Source organism: Rhodococcus sp. 15-649-2-2 (genome assembly GCF_002258645.1).
Classification (GTDB): Bacteria; Actinomycetota; Actinomycetes; order Mycobacteriales; family Mycobacteriaceae; genus Rhodococcoides.
In genome coordinates this window covers 1-17484 of the sequence record NZ_NPFM01000037.1, presented here as the reverse complement: position 1 = coordinate 17484, position 17484 = coordinate 1, and the positions used below count along the sequence as shown (strand labels likewise).

The following is a 17484-nucleotide window of genomic DNA, read 5'->3' as shown; positions in this document are numbered from 1 at the left end:
CCCCATCCCCTCCCCACCAGGACAAAGGCTATCTCCACCTCAACAACAGTGGTGATCAACACGCGGTACATAACATTTCAGTAACAAGGTAGTCGATCGCGCACTCGTTCAGTTCCGAAGCAAACGCGGCGCGGCACCGACCCCTGACGGTCCGTGCCGCAAGCAATGTCCTCTGCAACTTCTACGGGCCGTTGACTGACTCTCAACCGAACTGCACTCGGCGCTGCCTCTTGACTCCAAGACAAGTTGGATTATGATCACTGCCACGTGATCACAACACGATTTTGTTATCGTTTGACACTCATGTCGGACTGATGTGGTTCTCGTGACTCAGTGCTATTTGATTTGATGGCTTTCATGTGTGTCCACAATCTGCCGCCAATGTTTCTTCAACGCAGCGTCGTTCACCGACGATCTTGAACCGATCGCCATGCAGAGCTCACCAGGAAAACCACCACATCTACCTCTTCGGCCGTGGGCACAGTCATAGAACTGATGCCAGAGGGGTGGTGACACACCACCATTTACCTGCAACCATTGAACGATGAGCTTCTCCGACACCGCCACCGCGCCAGGCAGCGGCGTCGCAGCCCGAACGCTCGACGACCTACGATGGCACCGCGAGTTCCATCGTCAGTCCCAGTTTCGCTGGTGGGACACCGAGGCCGCGCTCGTTGCCACCGAATTCACTCGTGGACAGGACCAGTTCCACACAGTGCACGACCTGGCACAACTGGAGCGATGTCGGCTAGCGCTCGCCGACTACACCACGACCTGCCAGCGAGCCCTGGGCCGCGCCCTCAAACAGTCACAACACGTTCTCGACACGCAGAGCTGGACTTTCGCGACTGATGCGCTCCTGCTGTTGCCGTGGACATGCGAGCAGAGCAGCTACCTTGCGACCTGGGCCGACCCGCACGATCCGACAGCTCTGAGCAACCCTCAAGTCCGGCGCATTCAACGTTCCTGTGAGCGCATGATGTTCGGAAATCCCCTCATTCTTAGTTGGGAATTGAGCCACCTGTGGAGCCTCTACCGAGCCGCCGAGACACTGCTCGAAGACACCCTTGTAGATCTCACCGTTGAACTCTCAGAATCAGTCCCTGACGCCACCCTGCTGTGGGCCACCCAAATGGCGTCGAAGATCGGTCTGGAACAACGGATAGCCGAACAGCGAACGACCCGCGGAGAGCCTGGCGATCCCCGCCGCCGACTGCGTCAGAGCTATTCGGATCTACGCTGATTGGAACGCGAACAGTCCCCCGTTGACCTGGCGTCTTATGTGAAATTCGTGCCAGGCTCGCGTCGAACTACGTAGCAATCCTCGCACTCCCCTACCGATACCTCTCCCCTCAACACTTCGCTTGAGCCTTCGCGAAGCCAGCAGAGCCTGCGGATTGGGAGTCGCGGCCATGATCGCAGCTCGAATCGCACGCTGATTCGCACATATCGACGCTTTGTTGATCCGACATAACTACCCACTCTCGATCCCGTTCATCATCCCAGTGCTCTGCTCCCCTACCTCCGTTACCGTCTACCGGGCAATCATCCCAACACAATGGGCGTAGCACTTCGTAGTACTCCTCGCACAGTAAAGCGTTAGTTTCATCGCGTACTAAACCGCGTGTTTGAGGGCGTACAAATACGCTTGTTACACCGTTGGTTAATACGCGTAATACTACGCATGCAATACCGGGTAGAACTCCGCACGTCAACACGCGGGTTAAATACCGTTTTGGTCAGCACATCAATGCCCGTGTTTCTTCACGTGTTAACAAGGGTGTTGATATGCGACTTAACGTGCGTATTGGTACGCTGTTACTAGGGCGCAGCACTACATGTTTTATTGCGCGTGTTTTGCCGCGTAAGAGTGCGAGCATTGATACGCATGGTGTTACGCGACTTAGACCGTGTTGACTGACGTGCGTGACTGGGCGTACTCTCGCGCACACAACCACGCACGACAACCTGCGCATCCGCCCGCACAAGAGCGTGCGGGACAAGTCGAGCCGCTCGCACGTACCGATTCGGCACCGTGAACGCCTCCCGGTCACGCTTCTCCACGGCAGCGCTCGAATAGATGCACGCGGATCCAGGACTCTGGAAGGAAGGTTCTATCGATGGCAATATCAAATTCCCTCGCAGTCACCCAAGGTAAAGGGGGAGTGGGCAAGACGACGGTTGTTGCCAACCTCGCAGGCCTGTTCGCCGCTGCCGGCTACCGTGTTCTCGTCGGGGAGTTCGACCCTCAGGGCAACCTGGCCCGCGATTTCGGTTACGAAAAGCAGTCCGGTGAAGAACTTCTGATGTCGTTGATGTCAGGCGGACAACCCCCGATCATCAAAGACGTCCGACCCGGTCTAGACGTCATTCCCGCTGGTCCTGCGCTCGTCGACGTTGCTGGCATGATGCTCTCCAGGCTCAGCCGCGGGGGCGAATCGCTGGGGCAGATCCTCCACAAAGTCCTTGCCCCGATCGTTCCCGACTACGACATTGTTCTCTTCGATACCCCGCCAGGCGACGTGATCATCGGTGATGCGGTGCTGTACTGCACGTCGTCCGTTCTCATCCCTACTCGCGCCGACGATGGCAGCCTCGACGGCCTCGACCGCGTCGCCGAGCGCTTCGCGCGTGCCCGGGAGCACAATCCGCAACTGAGATTGGCTGGCATGCTTCTGTTTGCGGTCGGCAGTAGGTCACAACGGCTCCAGGACCAGGTGAGGGAAAGTATTACGCAAGCCATTCCTGACACCATTGCCCCCATCTTCGGCACGACAATCCGCTACATGGAGAGCGCCGCTGCCGACGCGCGGCGGCATGGGCTCCTAGCTCACGAACTCGAAGGCGCTACTGCTAGCGCAAAGAAGGCTCGGTTGAAAGCGCTGAGGGACAAGGTGAAACCACCCAGCCTTCTGCTCTCTCGGGATGCAACCGGGTTGGCGGATGACTACGAGGCCCTAGCAGCTGAGGTCTTGCAACGCTTGGCCGAGCTTGCTGCCGAAGCCGATCACGCAGAAGAGGTAGCACCCGCATGAGCACCACTGATCGCAAGAAGCGACCCAGCCTGGCGGACCAATTCGACAAGCCCGCTCCCCGTGGATCTGGCCTCGCCAACATTTTCCCTCGCAATGGAACGGGTTCCCTCGCCAGGCCTGCCGCAGTGGAACCACGCTCGACCGACGTGGCTGCCGAAAGAGCCGTCGACGAGCCGCACGTACAGGCTCCGGACGTGACATCTGCACCGGATGCTCCTGCAGCACCTGCACCAGAGCCTCCGACCGAGGTTGCTACATCTGCCTCGCCCTCCGGGGGCAGCACTGCCGCAACCGAGGACGTAGCCACCACACCCGAAACCGGGGCCGACACCGCTACAGCGGAGCCGTTGGCTGCGATTGTCGGTGATGAAGATGTGCGCCCGATCGCGGTCTACGTTCCCGCGACGGTCAAAGAGGCCTGGAAGACGCGATCTCAGCGGGAGAAGAAGTCCTACGGCGAGATCGTCGAGGATGCCTTCGCCGCGCACACCCCGGAAACCTTGGTTCGCCTCTTCGCCCCTCGCGCCGTCGAATCGCCACGCGGTGGCATGCCGCGTCTGGCCCGCCCGAAGGTCGCGAGCGGGGGAGTGGAGGTGCGTCCACATCTGTGGGTAGCCCAGACCCGATGGATAGACGAGCAGGTAGAAGCAAGTCCGCTCATCCCCTCACGAAGCGCGCTGATTGCTGCGGTCGTTGAGGACTATCTGATCTCTTGATCCGCCGGGCCAGAGCGTCTTGCTCCTGGCTCCCCACCGTGCTCCCCACCATGCTCCCCACTCCGGTGGGGAGCGTTTTTTTGCCTTTGAGCTGCCCTTATCTCCATGCTCCCCATGCTCCCCACATAAAAGAGCCAAGGTCACGCGTATATCGATGAAGGGGCTTGCGCAGCGGGTCGGTTCGACGAGCTGGGGTGTTCGTCGTGTCCGGTGCCGCAGAGACAATGTCGAGAGATTTCGCCACTTCTGTCACAGAGGTAGATCGAGACGGATCTACCTGTCATGTGTGGTGCGAGGGCGGGTACGGACGAGGTGCGGAGGAACATGTGAACGTGGCACGACAGGCAGGCGACACACCGGATGTCGCGGCCTCCCTGTTTCTGTTACCGAATCCGTTTAATGTGATCGCATGGCTGGAAGCAAACCTGGGAGAGAGTCGAAGGGCCCTCGCATACCCGCAATGGTGCGCACGCCCGACACGCAGTATGCGCATTACAAAAACGAGGCCGACGCCCTTGGCCTCGACCTCAGCGACTACTACGTCTATGTCATGGCGCTGCACCATGATCTACCCATGCCGCATTACATCCAAGATCGAATCGATCCCGCACAGTACAAGCTGGGCGCGTGATGACCTACCCCTAGACAGTGAAAAACCCCCCTCGTGCTTGGCGGCGAGAAGGGGGGTCTTCCGGATTCACAAGTGAGCGAATCGCTCCGCTCCAACCACCCACCGGGAACAACCACGAACACGACAGGAGGTGTATTGACATCATAGCTCAGTACCCCTGCCTCGCCGTGATTTGCGCTCCGAACCCAGCGCGCGTCGTACATCTACGTGTCGGCGGTGAGTCGTGACGTCACCGACTCCCAACCGCGGCCACATGTGGTCGATGGACAACATCCGTCCACGCCTCGAGCAGCTCGGCGGCTTCAAAGCCACATCGAGTACCCAGTTTCAGGCGAGATGCCCCGTTCACGACGACCGTCACGCTTCGCTGTCTGTCACCTGGACTCCGGGCCACCACGGTTCTGGAATGGTGCTGCTGCGGTGCCATGGCTGCTCAGCGACGGCCGCAGAAATCGCCGAGCGTCTCGATATCGGTGTGTCCGATCTGTTCGACGAACCCTTGCCGAGTCGGGATCCGAGCGCACCGCGTGTCGGTAGATCCCCGCAGCAACGGGCAGCGGGCAAACGACGTGGGCGTCTGGGGCGTCTGCCTGCTCGGATTGCCGGTCCGATGCCGGAGCCCGAGGTCGAGCACTCTTGGTCGGAAGTTGCGCGCTATCCCTACACCGATGCCGACAGCGTATTGGTGCAGGAGGTCATCCGCGAGGAGTGCACCTCGTGCGGCGTCAAACACAAACGATTCCGGCAGTTGTTCGTCGGTCCGAATCGCACGTACGTCAAACGTAAGCCTGCGGTGTTCACTCCGGTCCTGTTCGCGATGCCGCAGCTGCAAGCGGCGCTGTCGGCCGGCCAGCCGGTGTGGCTGCTCGAGGGCGAAAAGGATGTCGAGACCGCGATGCGTCTCGGTCTGTGCGCGACCACGAATGCCCAGGGTGGCCTGAACTTTCCGCCACAGCTCGCCGAGGTGTTCGCCGGTGCCGCAGTGCGCGTTGTGCTCGATCGTGACGCCGCAGGATACGAGCGCGGCATCGAACTGGCGTCGCTGCTCGGCGCAGTTGATGCCGAGGTACAACTGCTGCTACCCGGCACAACAGATGACAAATCAGACTTCACAGATCACGTCGAGGCCCAGCTGTGGGATCCGGACGATATGTGGAACGGGTTGATTCCCGTCCATGTCGGTGAGGTTGCGGCACATGCTGCGCTGGCCAAGCTGCGCGGCAAGGCCGCCGAGGTCGAAAAGGCGGCTCAGGAAGCGGCTGCGCGTGCCGAGCGCGGGCGAGTATCAGGTCACCAGGATGAGTGCGCAGACGAGATCCGCCTCGCTGGGCGCTGGGCCGTCGAGGCGGAGCGCCTGTTCGAGCCGTTGAGCGAAGCCGTCGATGCGGTGCGTAGTTTCGCTGCCGCTGAGGGCACGAAGTGGTCGCAAGAAGCGGTCGATGCCGCTACCGCTGTGTGGCGTACTGCCCGCACGGCTGCCCGTGCCGCACACGATATTTCGCGCACTCCGATTCCACCGCTGCTGCACGACGAGGACGAGCACGACGCGGTGCCGCCGGCGACCGGATCCAGCCACATCGACGCCGGTGAATCGACACATCCGCTCCCTGACGGACCCCGACTGCACCTGGTCGGGGCGGCCACCCGCGGCGCTCAGATATCTGCACCGACGTATCGGGTCGTAGAGGGAAGCCTCGTCGAAATCGTCACCAACCGAGATGGCGAGCAGACCGCCAAAATGGTGCTCAGCATCGATGCTCGGATCGTGGAGATGGAATACCTCGAATCGCAGGACGACGGCCTCGACGTCGACGCACCGACCCTGCTCGGACGCGAAGATATCGTCGGGCAGCGGGAAGCCAATCCGCCGTCGCCCGAACAGCTTTCCGCTGTCGTCATCGGGTACACCCATCCCGATACGGGCGAGTTCATGCGTATGCGGGTGGACGCACAGGACTATCGGGACTGCACCTGGGCGGATTCTCTTCCCGGGCCGCCGACGTACGACTCCAAACCCTCTGGAATCGCCAAACTTCGCGACGCCCTGAAAGTGGCGGGTGGAGTGACGATTGCCCGGACGGTTCGATTCCGTTCCACCGGTTGGCGTAAGGACCGAAACGACGAGTGGTTCTACGTGCACGCGGGTGGCGCTATCAGTGCTGCCGGTGCCCGTGTTGCGCCGGTTCTGCTCAGTGGACCGCTCTCGCGTTACGACCTGCCGTGCCCGATCGCCGATGCACCTCGATTGCGTGATGCCTTCATGGTCGATTCGGGATCGATGCTGACGCGTCTGCCGGTGCGAATCGCTGCTCCGTTGCTCGGGCACGTCTTTCGCGCGGCCTTGGGACCCAACCCCTGGGTTCTTTCGCTCATTGGTTCGCCCGGTTCGTACAAGACCTCGATCGCGTCGATCGCGATGCATCACTTCGGTGAGCTGTGGGATCGTCGGCGGCCGGCATCGTCGATGTCAGGTAACGGTGACACTCTCAATGCGCTTCGCATCAAACTGAATTCGTCGAAAGATGCGCTGTACTGGGCCGATGATGTCGCTCCCACACGAGACTGGGGGGCTGCACAGAAAGCGCTCGAAGAGTTCGCGCGCATGGTCCACAACGGCGAACAACGGAGCCGTTCCAGTCGCGACGGGTTGAGCATCCTCGACGGCACCGCCCCCCGATCGTCCGCGATGGTGACCTCCGAGGTCATGCCTCGACCAGGGTCCGGCGCTCAGCGCATGTTGGTGGTGCCGTTGCAGTCCGACGAGATCGAACTCGACGAGCTGATTCGACTCGACAGTGAGCAGTCTCGACATGGACGCGCCCTGCTGATGGCCTCGTTCCTGCAGTGGTTGTGCCCCCGCCTCGAGGAACTGCGGGAAAAGGTCTTCAACGAGGGCGCGCACTACGCCGAGGGCTTACGTGAGCAGGGTGAGACCGTGCGCCAGGCCGAAGCGGTCGGTGCAGTGTGGGCAGGGTGGCAGGCGTTCACCGCTTTTCTGCTCGATGTCGGCGCGCTCGATGCCGATGAGGTCGAGCAAGTTCTCGACGTCGTCGACGGCGGATTGCACGACGCGGTCGTCGCTGCGGCCGATCCCGATCTGCCTTCACGTACCGGGGCGCGGGTGCGCGAGCTCCTTGCGCACGCACTGCGTACCGGGTTGGCCTACGTCGACGACGTTCGTACCGGTGAAGCACCCGACCGCCCGCTCGCCGGCCGGTTGGGGTGGCGACGGACGTTGGTCTCGGACTATCAGGACGTCAAGAAGTACCGCGAAGACGCACGCGGGATCCGGTTGGGGTACGTGCTCACCGACCCCGGACCACGCGACGGTGAAGCGCAGCTGTTGATCGAATCGACTGCCCTCGAACAGGTTCTGAAAGCCGCGGCATCGACGATGTCCGATGCTCCACAGATCGATCGAGGCACGGCGCTGCGGGCCCTCTACGACGAGGGAGTTCTGATCGCCGAGGAACGCGCAGGCAAGACACCCCGTTACACCGTCCAACGCACCATCCATTGTGAGGAACGGCGGCAGCGGATGACCGCTCTCCGTCTGTGGGCGATCCTCGGCGACGGCCCCGACGACGGTCAGATCGGCATCTTCGACGCTGATGGCGGACCCGACGATGCACCGGACGGTACGACACCGAGCGACGTTCCGGGTTCGACCTCCGCAGTGGCCGACCTCGCGACGTTGTTCTCGGTATCGAACAGCGACACCTCATCGACGACGGGCAGCTCTCGTGCCAACGACGCGGAAGCTACGTCTGACAACTCCGAACAGGAGGACATTCCAGTGGGAAGCTACCCCGATGCCGAGGGCCATATCGCTGTGGCAGAACATATTTCGCCGAGCGTCCCGTGCGTGAAGTGCGGAGTGGGCTCGGGCCTTCGCTTCGATGGCCACGTTCTGCACGCGCAGTGCTGGTTCGGAAGCACAGCTGCCTCCCGCGCTGCACTGGTTGCCGATACCGCAGCCGCAGCGAAGCCGCCTGCACCCGCCTCCACTGGCCCGCGGCCGTCGAACGAACCTGCTCGTCGAGCTGCTTCCGAGGCCGCCGAGTCGAGTGCTCCTACGGTTGCGCAACCCAGTGCGCCGCTCGAGACCACGCAGCCTCGGCGTTCAGCTCCCGCGAAGACCGCGGCCAACCCGTTCGCTGCCCCTGCCGCCGTCCTGGACGTCGATGGCATTTGGATGCCCGACGGAAGTCGAATCAATTTGCCACAGAACATCTCTCACGTCGGTCATGTCGCCGCGCTGGTGCAGGAGCTGCGTCTGGGCACTCAGACTTCGTCGTGGCAGAGCGAACCGGGACAGATCTGGGTGACCGCGGCGATGACCGAGAAGTTCGGGGTGGATCTGAGCACGCTGAGCGACGATCCGTCGCAGCGACGCAAAGACGTCGGCGAGGCCACTGCCGGCACAGCGTTCGTCACAGATGCAATCGCCGACGGTTGGACCCTGGGCAAGCCCGGTGACCGGCTCGGTGCGTGGACCCGTGTGTGGCGCACCCAGGGCGAGCACCGCGGTGTGTGGGTCGTCCTGGCTGCCGGCATGAACGCCGATCCACGCGATATCCCTATTCTCGGAGACCGACCGTCCCCGAGCAAACTCGCGCGTCGATTGTCGCTGTTCGCCAGCGCGTTGAAGATGCCGTGGGTGATCACCCCGCAGTCCACAGGTTTCGACCTGATGATCTCGACTCGATTCAAGGACCGCGAGCGGATGTTCGGGGCACAGACTCCCGTCGGCCCGGCCACCATCAGCTCCCTCGAGGACGATTACGCATGGTCCCGCAAACCGACCAGCGACGAGACATCGATGATCTACGTCCACGCGTACGACCGAGGAGGCTCGCATGCTGCGGGAATCGCCGGTTTGGAGATGCCGATCGGATCGGCCACTCATCATCCAGACGGGCGAGCGTTCGACAAGAAGCTGCCGGGCTATTGGCGGGTAGAGGTTCCCGAGGCAGGGGACTGGCGCATCCCACATCCATTGATGCCTCTCGGCGGCCGGCCGGGCCTGCTGTGGGTGACCACACCGAGTCTGCAGGTCGCCGGAGAACTCGGCTACGAGCTCGAACCTGTCGAGGCCTACGTGTGGAACGAACATGGCCGAGTACTCGATCCGTGGTACGAGCGAATCCGGGACGCACGAACAGCTTTGGACGTCGACGACGTCGACGCTCAGTTGGCCAGAGATCTGCTCAAGGGCGTCTACACGCGCACGATCGGCCAGATGGGGTCCTCGGTTCATATGACCGGACGAGCAGGTTTCTCGCCTGAGCGACGCCATCACATCATCGCCAAAGCGCGGGCGAACATCACTCGTCGCATCGTCAAGATCGGCACCGTCTCCGACCGGTGGCCGGTGGCCATCACGAACGACACGGTTCTCTACACCAGCAACGATCCGGATCCGATCGCGTCCTGGCCTGGGGAGGACAAGCAGCTCGGTCGAGGGTTCGGCCAATACAAGTGGGAGGGCTCCGCTCGACTCGGCGATCATCTCGAGTTCCTCGTCGGTGGCCGCTACAAGGGCAAGGAAGCGCTGACGATGAACTGGGATGCCACGACAGGCAAGGGGGAATAGCCAATGGCCGGGCGCAAGCATGCTGGCTTCAAAGAGAACCTGGAAGCAGACGAACGCCGACGCAGCTCACTGTTCCAGGGCTTGACGGGCAGGCGTGGTGCCGATGTCTCCGGCAAGGCCGGCACCACCCCTGACATGCGTGGGATGCTCCTCGCCGCGTACGGCCCGGGCACTCGGGGCGGGGTGAACACTGCCGCAGCTGCGCGCGATCTCGGAGTCTCACGTCGTACGGTGGAACGCTGGGTTGCCGCCGAGGGACGCCAGCGAATCTCGAAGCCGAAGGCCGAGACTCTGAGCAAGCTCACCACCAAGTCGCGGCAGGCAGCGACGACGCAACAGGGCCGGCGCGCCGCCATCAAAGCTGTCCGAGAGAGCAAACAGGGCAAGTCGATCGCCAAATACGGTGCGCGCGTACAGATCAAGGGCCGACAAGGCGTCGCCGGTGGGGGAGGGTTCTACATTCGCAATCGTTCCATCCAGATCCCCCCGGATCAGAGTGGTATGTCGCCATCCGATGTCGAGTCGATGTGGTCGGCGTACGAACGCGGCGGCGACAAAGCGCTCTCGAAGTGGCTCAGCGGCTACGCCAGCGATCGGTACGTCGACGGATGGACCTTCGAGAGCATCGACAACATCTCCATCGACCCGGTCTGACCATAAGAGTCTGCGAGTTCAGGTGTTCGGAGTGTCCGGTGCAACCGCTACGGTATCGGTGGAATCGCGCACGGCAGCGCTCTGCAGGAGGGATCAGAAAGACATGTTCGAGACCAAGTCTCAGCAGTGGAAGACCCGCGTCGTTTCTGCGTTGGCGGGTCTGATCCTCGTCAGCATGGCTGTGCAGGCCAAAATGGGATACGGCGTCTTTCTCGGACCACTCCATTAGAGCGACATGAACCCGAAGCGGCCGCGGTGGACCAAACGACAGCTCGAGGTCGCATTCACCGCGTGCTACGGCCCCTTGGTCAACGGTGGTGTCGATATCGACTATGTCGCAGCGGCATTCGGGGTGACTCGCCGTACCGTTCAGCGTTGGCTGCAGGGCTCACCTCGCGCTCGAGCGGCCGTTCCCGTCCGCCGGTTGCAGCAACTTCAATTTCCCCTTCCTGAAATCCGACGTGTCGAACAGCAGACCCTCGACAATGCACGAACTGTCTTGACCGGGCTCGATCTTCCCCGTGGCCGCGGTGTCCGCAAGGAATGGCGAGAGCGACGATGGCTGGACCCCCATGTCGTGGCGATCCTCCGTCCCCACGGCTCTCCGGACCTGCGGCAGGTAGCGATCGCCAGAGGCGCACCACGCCCCGTCGCGGCACTACATAAGCGGGGCCCGCTCGATGACTTCGTCACCGTTCCCACCCGTTTCCACGCCGACGCCCTCGTCGGTGAACTGCTCGACCGCGTCGGCCCATGGCGGCTCTATCCGGACGACCGTGTCGTCGAGCTCGGCCGAACCCGCGTGTGGGCCGCATGGGCACCACCGATCGACCTACCCGCTATTGCCCGCGGTGCGGGCCTACTCGACAACTGATCAGCCTCGACCGCCGTACCCACGCTCAGTACTCGTATCCGCACCCATGACTGTCCTGTGTCGCCGCGACGAGAGAATGTCAAAGAAAGAGTGAATCGCGATGAATCGCAACAACAACTGGAACTCAAGCCTGTATATCGCTGCTGTTCCGCTCGGGCTTGCTGCCGCCTACCTAGTCGTGTGTTGGCCTTTCGAGGCATTAGTCTCGGTTCAGAGGCATCTCGGTACCGGATCCGAGGTAGTCACCGAGTCGACCCCGCCGACGATGCCCGGCGCTCAAATTGGCTTCCTAATTCTCTTCTTCGCCGCAGTTGCCGGTCTCGCTCTCGTCGCGGCGGTGCGCCGGTTCATCGAACCGAACGAGACCGAACCGAACAGCTTCCCTGGGACGTGGCGAGCGCGGACGCTGATGAGTGCAGGATTGTTCCCCATCGGCCTGTGCATGGCCTCGTTGCTGTCCCCCGAGGATGCCGAAAACCTTTCGCGCACCAGTGACTACGGCAACCCGGCACAATGGTGGAACAGTGCGCACCTTCTCGTCGCCGGCTTGGCCGAGGAACCGTTCTTCAGTGCGCTTCCGGTCTTGTTGCTCTTCGGGGTCGTCGGACTGGTCTGGCGCGTCCAGCCGTGGATGCTCGGCATCGTCATCGCGAGCTCAGCTCTGTTTCGAGCCTCCATCCATCTGTACCAGGGAACAGGGCAAGCGTTGTCGGCGTTCGTATGGGGCGCTGTGGCCGTCTACGTCTACTATCGACTCCGCAGTCTCACGGGACTCGTTCTGGCCCATACAGCTTGGAATGCATTCGTCATTGCGAACAATGGTGACTACACCGCGGCTCAGATAGTGATCGGCGGGTGTATCGCATTCACCGCCCTGTGGTCGATTTACCGACTGTCGAACACACCCACCCTCAAGCACGCCGATCTAGCACGCCCGACGGCAGCGGCCGGCCACTTTTCGATCACCACCAGCGAAGGACATTGATGAGGAATCTGACAACCATCAAACGTTGCGCGGTGATCGGCAATGCGGTGATCGGTATCAGCGCCTTCACAAAGAGCGGAATATCGTTGTGGCAGCTCGCTACTGCCAGCGGATACCCGGCAACACTGGGATGGGTTCTGCCACTGGTGCTCGACGGAATGGTAATCCTCGCAACACTCATGCTCGTCGTCGACGCCTCACACCGCTGGTTCGCGTGGGCCTTGCTGATTCTCGGGTCGATCGCATCGACGGCCGGCAACATCGTGCACGTCTCGATGGTGGACTACAGCTCGACCTTCACCGTGGCCGCGCTGGCCGCTGCTGCGCCGCCGCTGGTGCTGCTGGTCACCACGCACCTGATGATCCAGCTGGTCCGACTCGAAGCATCAGCTGTAGACGACAGCACCGACCAGCGTCACTCGGCCCCGAACAGCTCCACAGAGGCCGAAACAGCCGTTCTGTGTGTCCACGTCCTGAAACTGGCCAGCGAAGGCCACGAGCACGCTGCAGTGGCCACCAAGACCGGGCTACCCATTGAGGTCGTCGACGCAGTCATCGCAGCCGCCGAGGACGAACTCCAGATCGGCTCTGAGGAGGATCGATACCTCGCCCCGGCATGAGTTCCCCGTCGGTCTACTTCATTCGCGAGCTCAGTTCGTCGAAGAATGCTGCGAGCATCGACGGCGCGTCGGGGCTCTCGAACTCTTTGCCCCCGAACCGATAGACCTCGTATCCCGCTAGCCGGAGACGTCGGTCTTCGGTGACCATCTCGGCGTACAGCTGCGTGCTGGCGCGGCCGTCTTCGTTGGCGTAGTGCTGACGACCGTCGACCTCGATGACGACGCGTTTTCTTGCACTGAAGAGCAGCAAGAAGTCCATGCGTTGGCGTTCGAGGGGACTGCTGCCCTTGCGTTGATACTTGGTGTACGGGTCGTAGTGGAGGTAGACCTGCGGGATCAGAGCGGGAATACCGAAGCCGTGCTCTCCGTATCGACGTGAGTAGACGTCCAAGACCATCCGCTCGGGTTCGTTCTTACCGAGGCTCTCTCGCAGCCGTTTGTACAGTGACCGCCCGACATCGCGATCGTCCGTGTCTGCCATTGCTTGGTGCTCACGCCACCACTGAATCAGCTCCTGAAAGGACAGGCCGGCCTCGGTTATCGGTCTGTCGTAGACCAGGCAGAACTCAGCATTCTTGGTGATCAGGATGTCGTTGCTGACCGCGTCGCGGAGCACCATCTCCGGTTTGGGACCATTGGCCGCGAAAATGAGGTTCTTTGCGGGAGAATCGACACCGCTGGAGCCCTTTTCGTACTCTGCGATCAGCACCGCGAGCCCGTGGTCCGCGACGTCGCATTCTGCAAGCACGCGACGCGCCAGTGCGACGAGCTGGGGGATCTCGAATCCTACGAGGTAACCATCGATCAGCGACCGCTTGGTGTCGGCCTCAACCGGGGTACCTGTACCTGCCCACGTCAGGTCGAGTTCGTCGGGTAGGACCACTTCGAGGGCGGCTCGCGAGAACCCATAGATCAAGGTGTCCTCGATCGCCGACCTGAGCGTTCTGGTCGACACGATCACCCGTCGCGGCGGCTCCTCCGAGAGGCCGGCCGCAAGTGAATCCCAGAAGCTCATCGGTCAGAGGCTCCGCGGGCGGCCATGTTGAGCGGAGCGCTTACCGGCGTCGATGGCCTGGATCCAAACGAACTTCGGCGAGAATCGCCCAGAGCTTGGCGTCGTCGCCGTCGTCTCGGTGATCGGCGATGGCCTGCACGAGGGTGTTGATGACCTCACGAGAGCGTGGATTGAATCCGGCAGCTCGCGCACCAGCCCAGGCCAGGGGGTCGTCGACCACCTTGTCGAGCCTGTCGAGGGCGTGGATACACAGGTCGTGGAACTTGCCGGCACGTTTGTATTGGGCGTCGTCGAGTTCGCCGGTATCGAGCGCTGCTGCTGCTTGCTCGACGTAGACATCGATGATCGCGTTTGCGCGATCGTTGAGCTGCGGATCGAAAGTGAGGGTGTTCCAGAATGCACGCCAATTGGCTGTATCGCCGGCGGTGTTCGAGCGCGGCAGGAGGTTGTCACGAATGATCGCAGCCAGTTCCGGGTCCGTCAGTTCGCTGATCGCTCGGGCGTCGGCGGAATTCGAGGGGAGCGGGGCCGGCGTCTTGCTTCGACGCCATGGCTCGGGCTCGGTCATGTGTGCAGCTTCCCTCTCGAACGTCGCGGTTGGTGCGTTTTTCGTCGGCGGCCCGTGAGATCTGCTCCGGTATTTGTATCACTCGAACAGGACACTTCGGTCTGCTCTTTTGGCCGCTTCGTGAACTTACCGCCCGGCGCACCCGCTGTCCCCGGCACCGGGTGCGCCGGGGACATTTTCGCTTGTCAGGTGCTGTTTTTGTCGGTGTGTCGGGGTAGGTTCGAGTTGTTCTGTTGATCGGGCGGACTGACCATCTGCCCTTGTGTTAGCCCTGGGAGGGTTTCGTCGTGAGCGGTGTGTCGAGCGAGAACGCGGTGTCGGGTAGCGAGATGGTGTGGCGTGAGCGTGTTGCGTGGGCGTATCTCGCTCACGTGGCGCGGGGGCAGGGCTCGTTGGTGCATCTGGCGGTGTCCTTATCGGGCGTGGAGGCTGCAGCCGAGGCTGTGCGGCATCGGGAGGTGTCGGAGGACTTGTTGCGTGCGACGGCTCGCTCGTGGGACTACTCAGGTGCCGAGGCAGACCTCGAGACGGCGGCAACGCTGGGAGCACGATTGGTCACTCCTGCGGACGCTGAGTGGCCGCAGCGGCTGCGGATGGCCGGATGGCTGGAGGGATCGACTCCGGTCGCTCTGTGGGTTCGTGGACAGGGCGCGCTGCCCGGTGCTGATGTGTCGGCGGTGGCGCTCACCGGCACCCGGGCTGCGACCGCTTACGGCGAGCATGTCGCGTCGGAATTTGCCGGGGATCTGGCGATGCGTGGGGTGGCGGTCCTGTCGGGCAGCGGGTTCGGGATCGAGGGAGCGGTGTTGCGGGCAGCGTTGGGGGTCGGTGCAGGACCGGTAGCGGTAATGCCGTGCGGCTTGGATCGGGCGTATCCGTCCGGTCACGCTCGGTTGCTCGAGCGCGTCGCGGAACAGGGTGTGGTGGTGAGCGAGTACTCGTTCGGTGCAGAGCCTCGACGAGAACGATTCAACGGGAGTGGCGCGCTGCTGGCGGCTCTCTCCGATGCGGTAGTGGTGCCCGAGGCCGGGTCACGCGGACGTGCACTGTCTGTGGCCAGGGAAGTGCACAGGCTCGGGCGGGCGGTGTACGCGGTACCAGGGCCGGTCACCTCCGCAGCGTCGAACGGATGCCATACGTTGATCATCGACGGTGTGGCGCGTCTTGCAATGTCGGCTGCTGGCGTGTGTGCTGATCCGAACGTCTCCTGATCGGCTCGACACCGATCCGAAAGTGTGGTCGGGTATGGACGTGAGCCCTAGATGGGCCTCGGAAGCCGACTCCGCTCCCGAGGAGTTAGAGCGAGAGCCTTTGTCGCTCTGATCCTTTCGCTTCTCCCTAGACGTTCGACAACAGGCTCGCCCAGCGAAACACATGGGCGGGCCTGTTGTCTTTCCCCACCGAGCCCCGGCGCACTCGGTGCGGTCCCCGGCACCGAGTGCGCCGGGGACCAAATGTGTTGCGCGTGAGCCGTTCTTGTCGGTGGTCTCGGCTAGATTGTGGGTGTTCTGTTGATCGGGCGGACTGACCATCTGCCCCTGTGCCCTGAAAGGGGTTTGTCCGATGTCCTCTGTTTTTCGTATCTCCTCACCCGCTGATGCTGTTGCCGTGGCCGTGATGCTGGTCCGCTACGTTCCCGAGAACGAAATGGTGGTGTTCACCCCAAACTCGACAGGCGGGGCCGTCATGGCCTGCCCGCTGGGGGAGGAAGCGCCGATCGGTGGTGCCCCGTTGCTGGTGCCCAGCGGTCACCCCGTGCGTGATCTATCCGGACCGCGCGTGGTGGTCGTGTTCGGCAGTGACACACACGCCGATGCGGCATCGATGGCCGTTCTCCACGAGTTCTCGGGCGATGACGTTGCTGTGTTCCAGTTCCACGAGGGACGTGCGCGCCGCTACTTGATGAACGGGGTACTGGCGGGACCGCACGAGGTCGGCGAGGCGGTCGACCTGACGGCTCACCCCTACGTGGTCGGAGCGTTGCTCGAGGGGCAGGTACGTCTGGCCTCTCGCGCCCAAATCCGCGCGGGCTTCGTTGCCGAACAGTTCGGTGCCGAACGCGCCGCGAGTGTGGTGGACATGATGCGGGCTGCACGCGGGGCGTTCCCGGCAGTAGGGCCGATCTCGGCCGCAGAGACCATCCACCGCGAGGTACTCGCCGGGTATCTCGATTCAGGCAACCGCGGAATCGAGATATCGGATTACCACGCTGCGATGCTCGCAGCCGCCGCCTCTGACGTGCGCGTGCGCGATGTGCTGTTCGTTCACTTCACCGAAGCCAACGCCGCAGTCCTCGGCGAACTGTGGCGGCAGGTTGGCGCGGTGTTGCCCGCCAGCGAGGCAGGCCCCGCCTTCGTCCTCGCTTCGCTGAGTTACTGGATCGGACGGGAGGCGGTGCCGGCGCGGGAGGCAATGAACGTTGCCCGTGGGCTCGCCCCCGATCATTCCTTGGGGCAGCTGCTCGAACGCGCATACAACGCGGGAATCAACCCGGCGCTGTGGGAGCAGATTCGGCCCGCTGCGCTCGATGCAGAATCCGAGCGATCCCGTAACGAATGACTTGAATGCGATTGATCCGAAACCGGTTTCGCTGAATACACCATGCATCGGCGAGCCGGTTTCGGTTCGACCGCCCTCGAAAAATTCTCGATTGCAAATTGCAAATTGAGCGCGATCGAATAACAGATGCAACCGCGAAGGCGCGCAGCGCTTCGACCGAGTCCGCGAGTTCTTCGGAACGGCTTGCCGTTTCGCCTGCAGCGGCGGGCGCGCAGCGCCCAGCCCCAGCCC

Annotated in this window: 14 protein-coding genes; 12 read left to right on the top strand and 2 right to left on the bottom strand. The window is 62.5% G+C overall.

Features of this window, described 5'->3' with window-relative positions; genetic code table 11:
* Window positions 1-544 precede the first annotated feature (544 nt).
* The 10 genes from CH305_RS27000 (at window position 545) to CH305_RS26960 (ending at window position 13111) form a co-directional block, all read left to right on the top strand.
* A complete protein-coding gene (locus CH305_RS27000) occupies window positions 545-1243 on the top strand; it encodes a hypothetical protein (protein ID WP_015586069.1) in 699 nt (232 codons plus the stop codon).
* Window positions 1244-2120: 877 nt separating this feature from the next.
* Window positions 2121-3035, top strand: a complete 915-nt coding sequence (locus CH305_RS26995) for a ParA family protein (protein WP_015586067.1) — start codon at window positions 2121-2123, stop codon at window positions 3033-3035.
* A complete protein-coding gene (locus tag CH305_RS26990) occupies window positions 3032-3751 on the top strand; it encodes a hypothetical protein (protein WP_015586066.1) in 720 nt (239 codons plus the stop codon). The genes CH305_RS26995 and CH305_RS26990 overlap by 4 nt, the downstream gene beginning before the upstream one ends.
* A 460-nt stretch (window positions 3752-4211) precedes the next feature.
* Window positions 4212-4382: a hypothetical protein gene (locus tag CH305_RS29220; RefSeq protein ID WP_015586065.1), complete on the top strand. Its 171-nt coding sequence runs from the start codon at window positions 4212-4214 to the stop codon at window positions 4380-4382.
* A gap of 223 nt (window positions 4383-4605) precedes the next feature.
* Window positions 4606-9978, top strand: a complete 5373-nt coding sequence (locus tag CH305_RS26985) for a telomere-binding protein (protein WP_032364989.1) — start codon at window positions 4606-4608, stop codon at window positions 9976-9978.
* A gap of 3 nt (window positions 9979-9981) precedes the next feature.
* Window positions 9982-10632: a helix-turn-helix domain-containing protein gene (locus tag CH305_RS26980; RefSeq protein WP_015586063.1), complete on the top strand. Its 651-nt coding sequence runs from the start codon at window positions 9982-9984 to the stop codon at window positions 10630-10632.
* Between the two features lie 103 nt (window positions 10633-10735).
* Window positions 10736-10861, top strand: coding sequence for a hypothetical protein (locus CH305_RS29590; protein WP_254924250.1), 126 nt, complete (start codon window positions 10736-10738; stop codon window positions 10859-10861).
* A 6-nt stretch (window positions 10862-10867) separates the two neighbouring features.
* A complete protein-coding gene (locus CH305_RS26970; protein WP_094705648.1) occupies window positions 10868-11506 on the top strand; it encodes a hypothetical protein in 639 nt (212 codons plus the stop codon).
* 100 nt (window positions 11507-11606) lie between these two features.
* Window positions 11607-12491, top strand: coding sequence for a CPBP family intramembrane glutamic endopeptidase (locus tag CH305_RS26965; protein ID WP_015586060.1), 885 nt, complete (start codon window positions 11607-11609; stop codon window positions 12489-12491).
* Window positions 12491-13111, top strand: a complete 621-nt coding sequence (locus CH305_RS26960; protein ID WP_015586059.1) for a DUF2637 domain-containing protein — start codon at window positions 12491-12493, stop codon at window positions 13109-13111. The genes CH305_RS26965 and CH305_RS26960 overlap by 1 nt, the downstream gene beginning before the upstream one ends.
* Window positions 13112-13124: 13 nt before the next feature.
* Here the strand turns inward: CH305_RS26960 and CH305_RS26955 are convergent, their stop codons facing one another.
* Together CH305_RS26955 and CH305_RS26950 are read right to left on the bottom strand one after the other, a co-directional pair.
* Window positions 13125-14126: a hypothetical protein gene (locus CH305_RS26955; protein WP_072692241.1), complete on the bottom strand. Its 1002-nt coding sequence runs from the start codon at window positions 14124-14126 to the stop codon at window positions 13125-13127.
* A 40-nt stretch (window positions 14127-14166) separates the two neighbouring features.
* On the bottom strand, window positions 14167-14694 hold the full coding sequence (locus CH305_RS26950) for a hypothetical protein (RefSeq protein ID WP_015586057.1): 528 nt from the start codon (window positions 14692-14694) through the stop codon (window positions 14167-14169).
* Window positions 14695-14981: 287 nt separating this feature from the next.
* On the opposite strand from CH305_RS26950, the gene CH305_RS26945 reads away from it, so the two are divergent.
* Together CH305_RS26945 and CH305_RS26940 are read left to right on the top strand one after the other, a co-directional pair.
* Window positions 14982-15905, top strand: a complete 924-nt coding sequence (locus tag CH305_RS26945) for a DNA processing protein DprA (RefSeq protein ID WP_052047799.1) — start codon at window positions 14982-14984, stop codon at window positions 15903-15905.
* 352 nt (window positions 15906-16257) lie between these two features.
* A complete protein-coding gene (locus CH305_RS26940; RefSeq protein ID WP_015586055.1) occupies window positions 16258-17253 on the top strand; it encodes a DUF4192 family protein in 996 nt (331 codons plus the stop codon).
* Window positions 17254-17484: the final 231 nt, after the last annotated feature.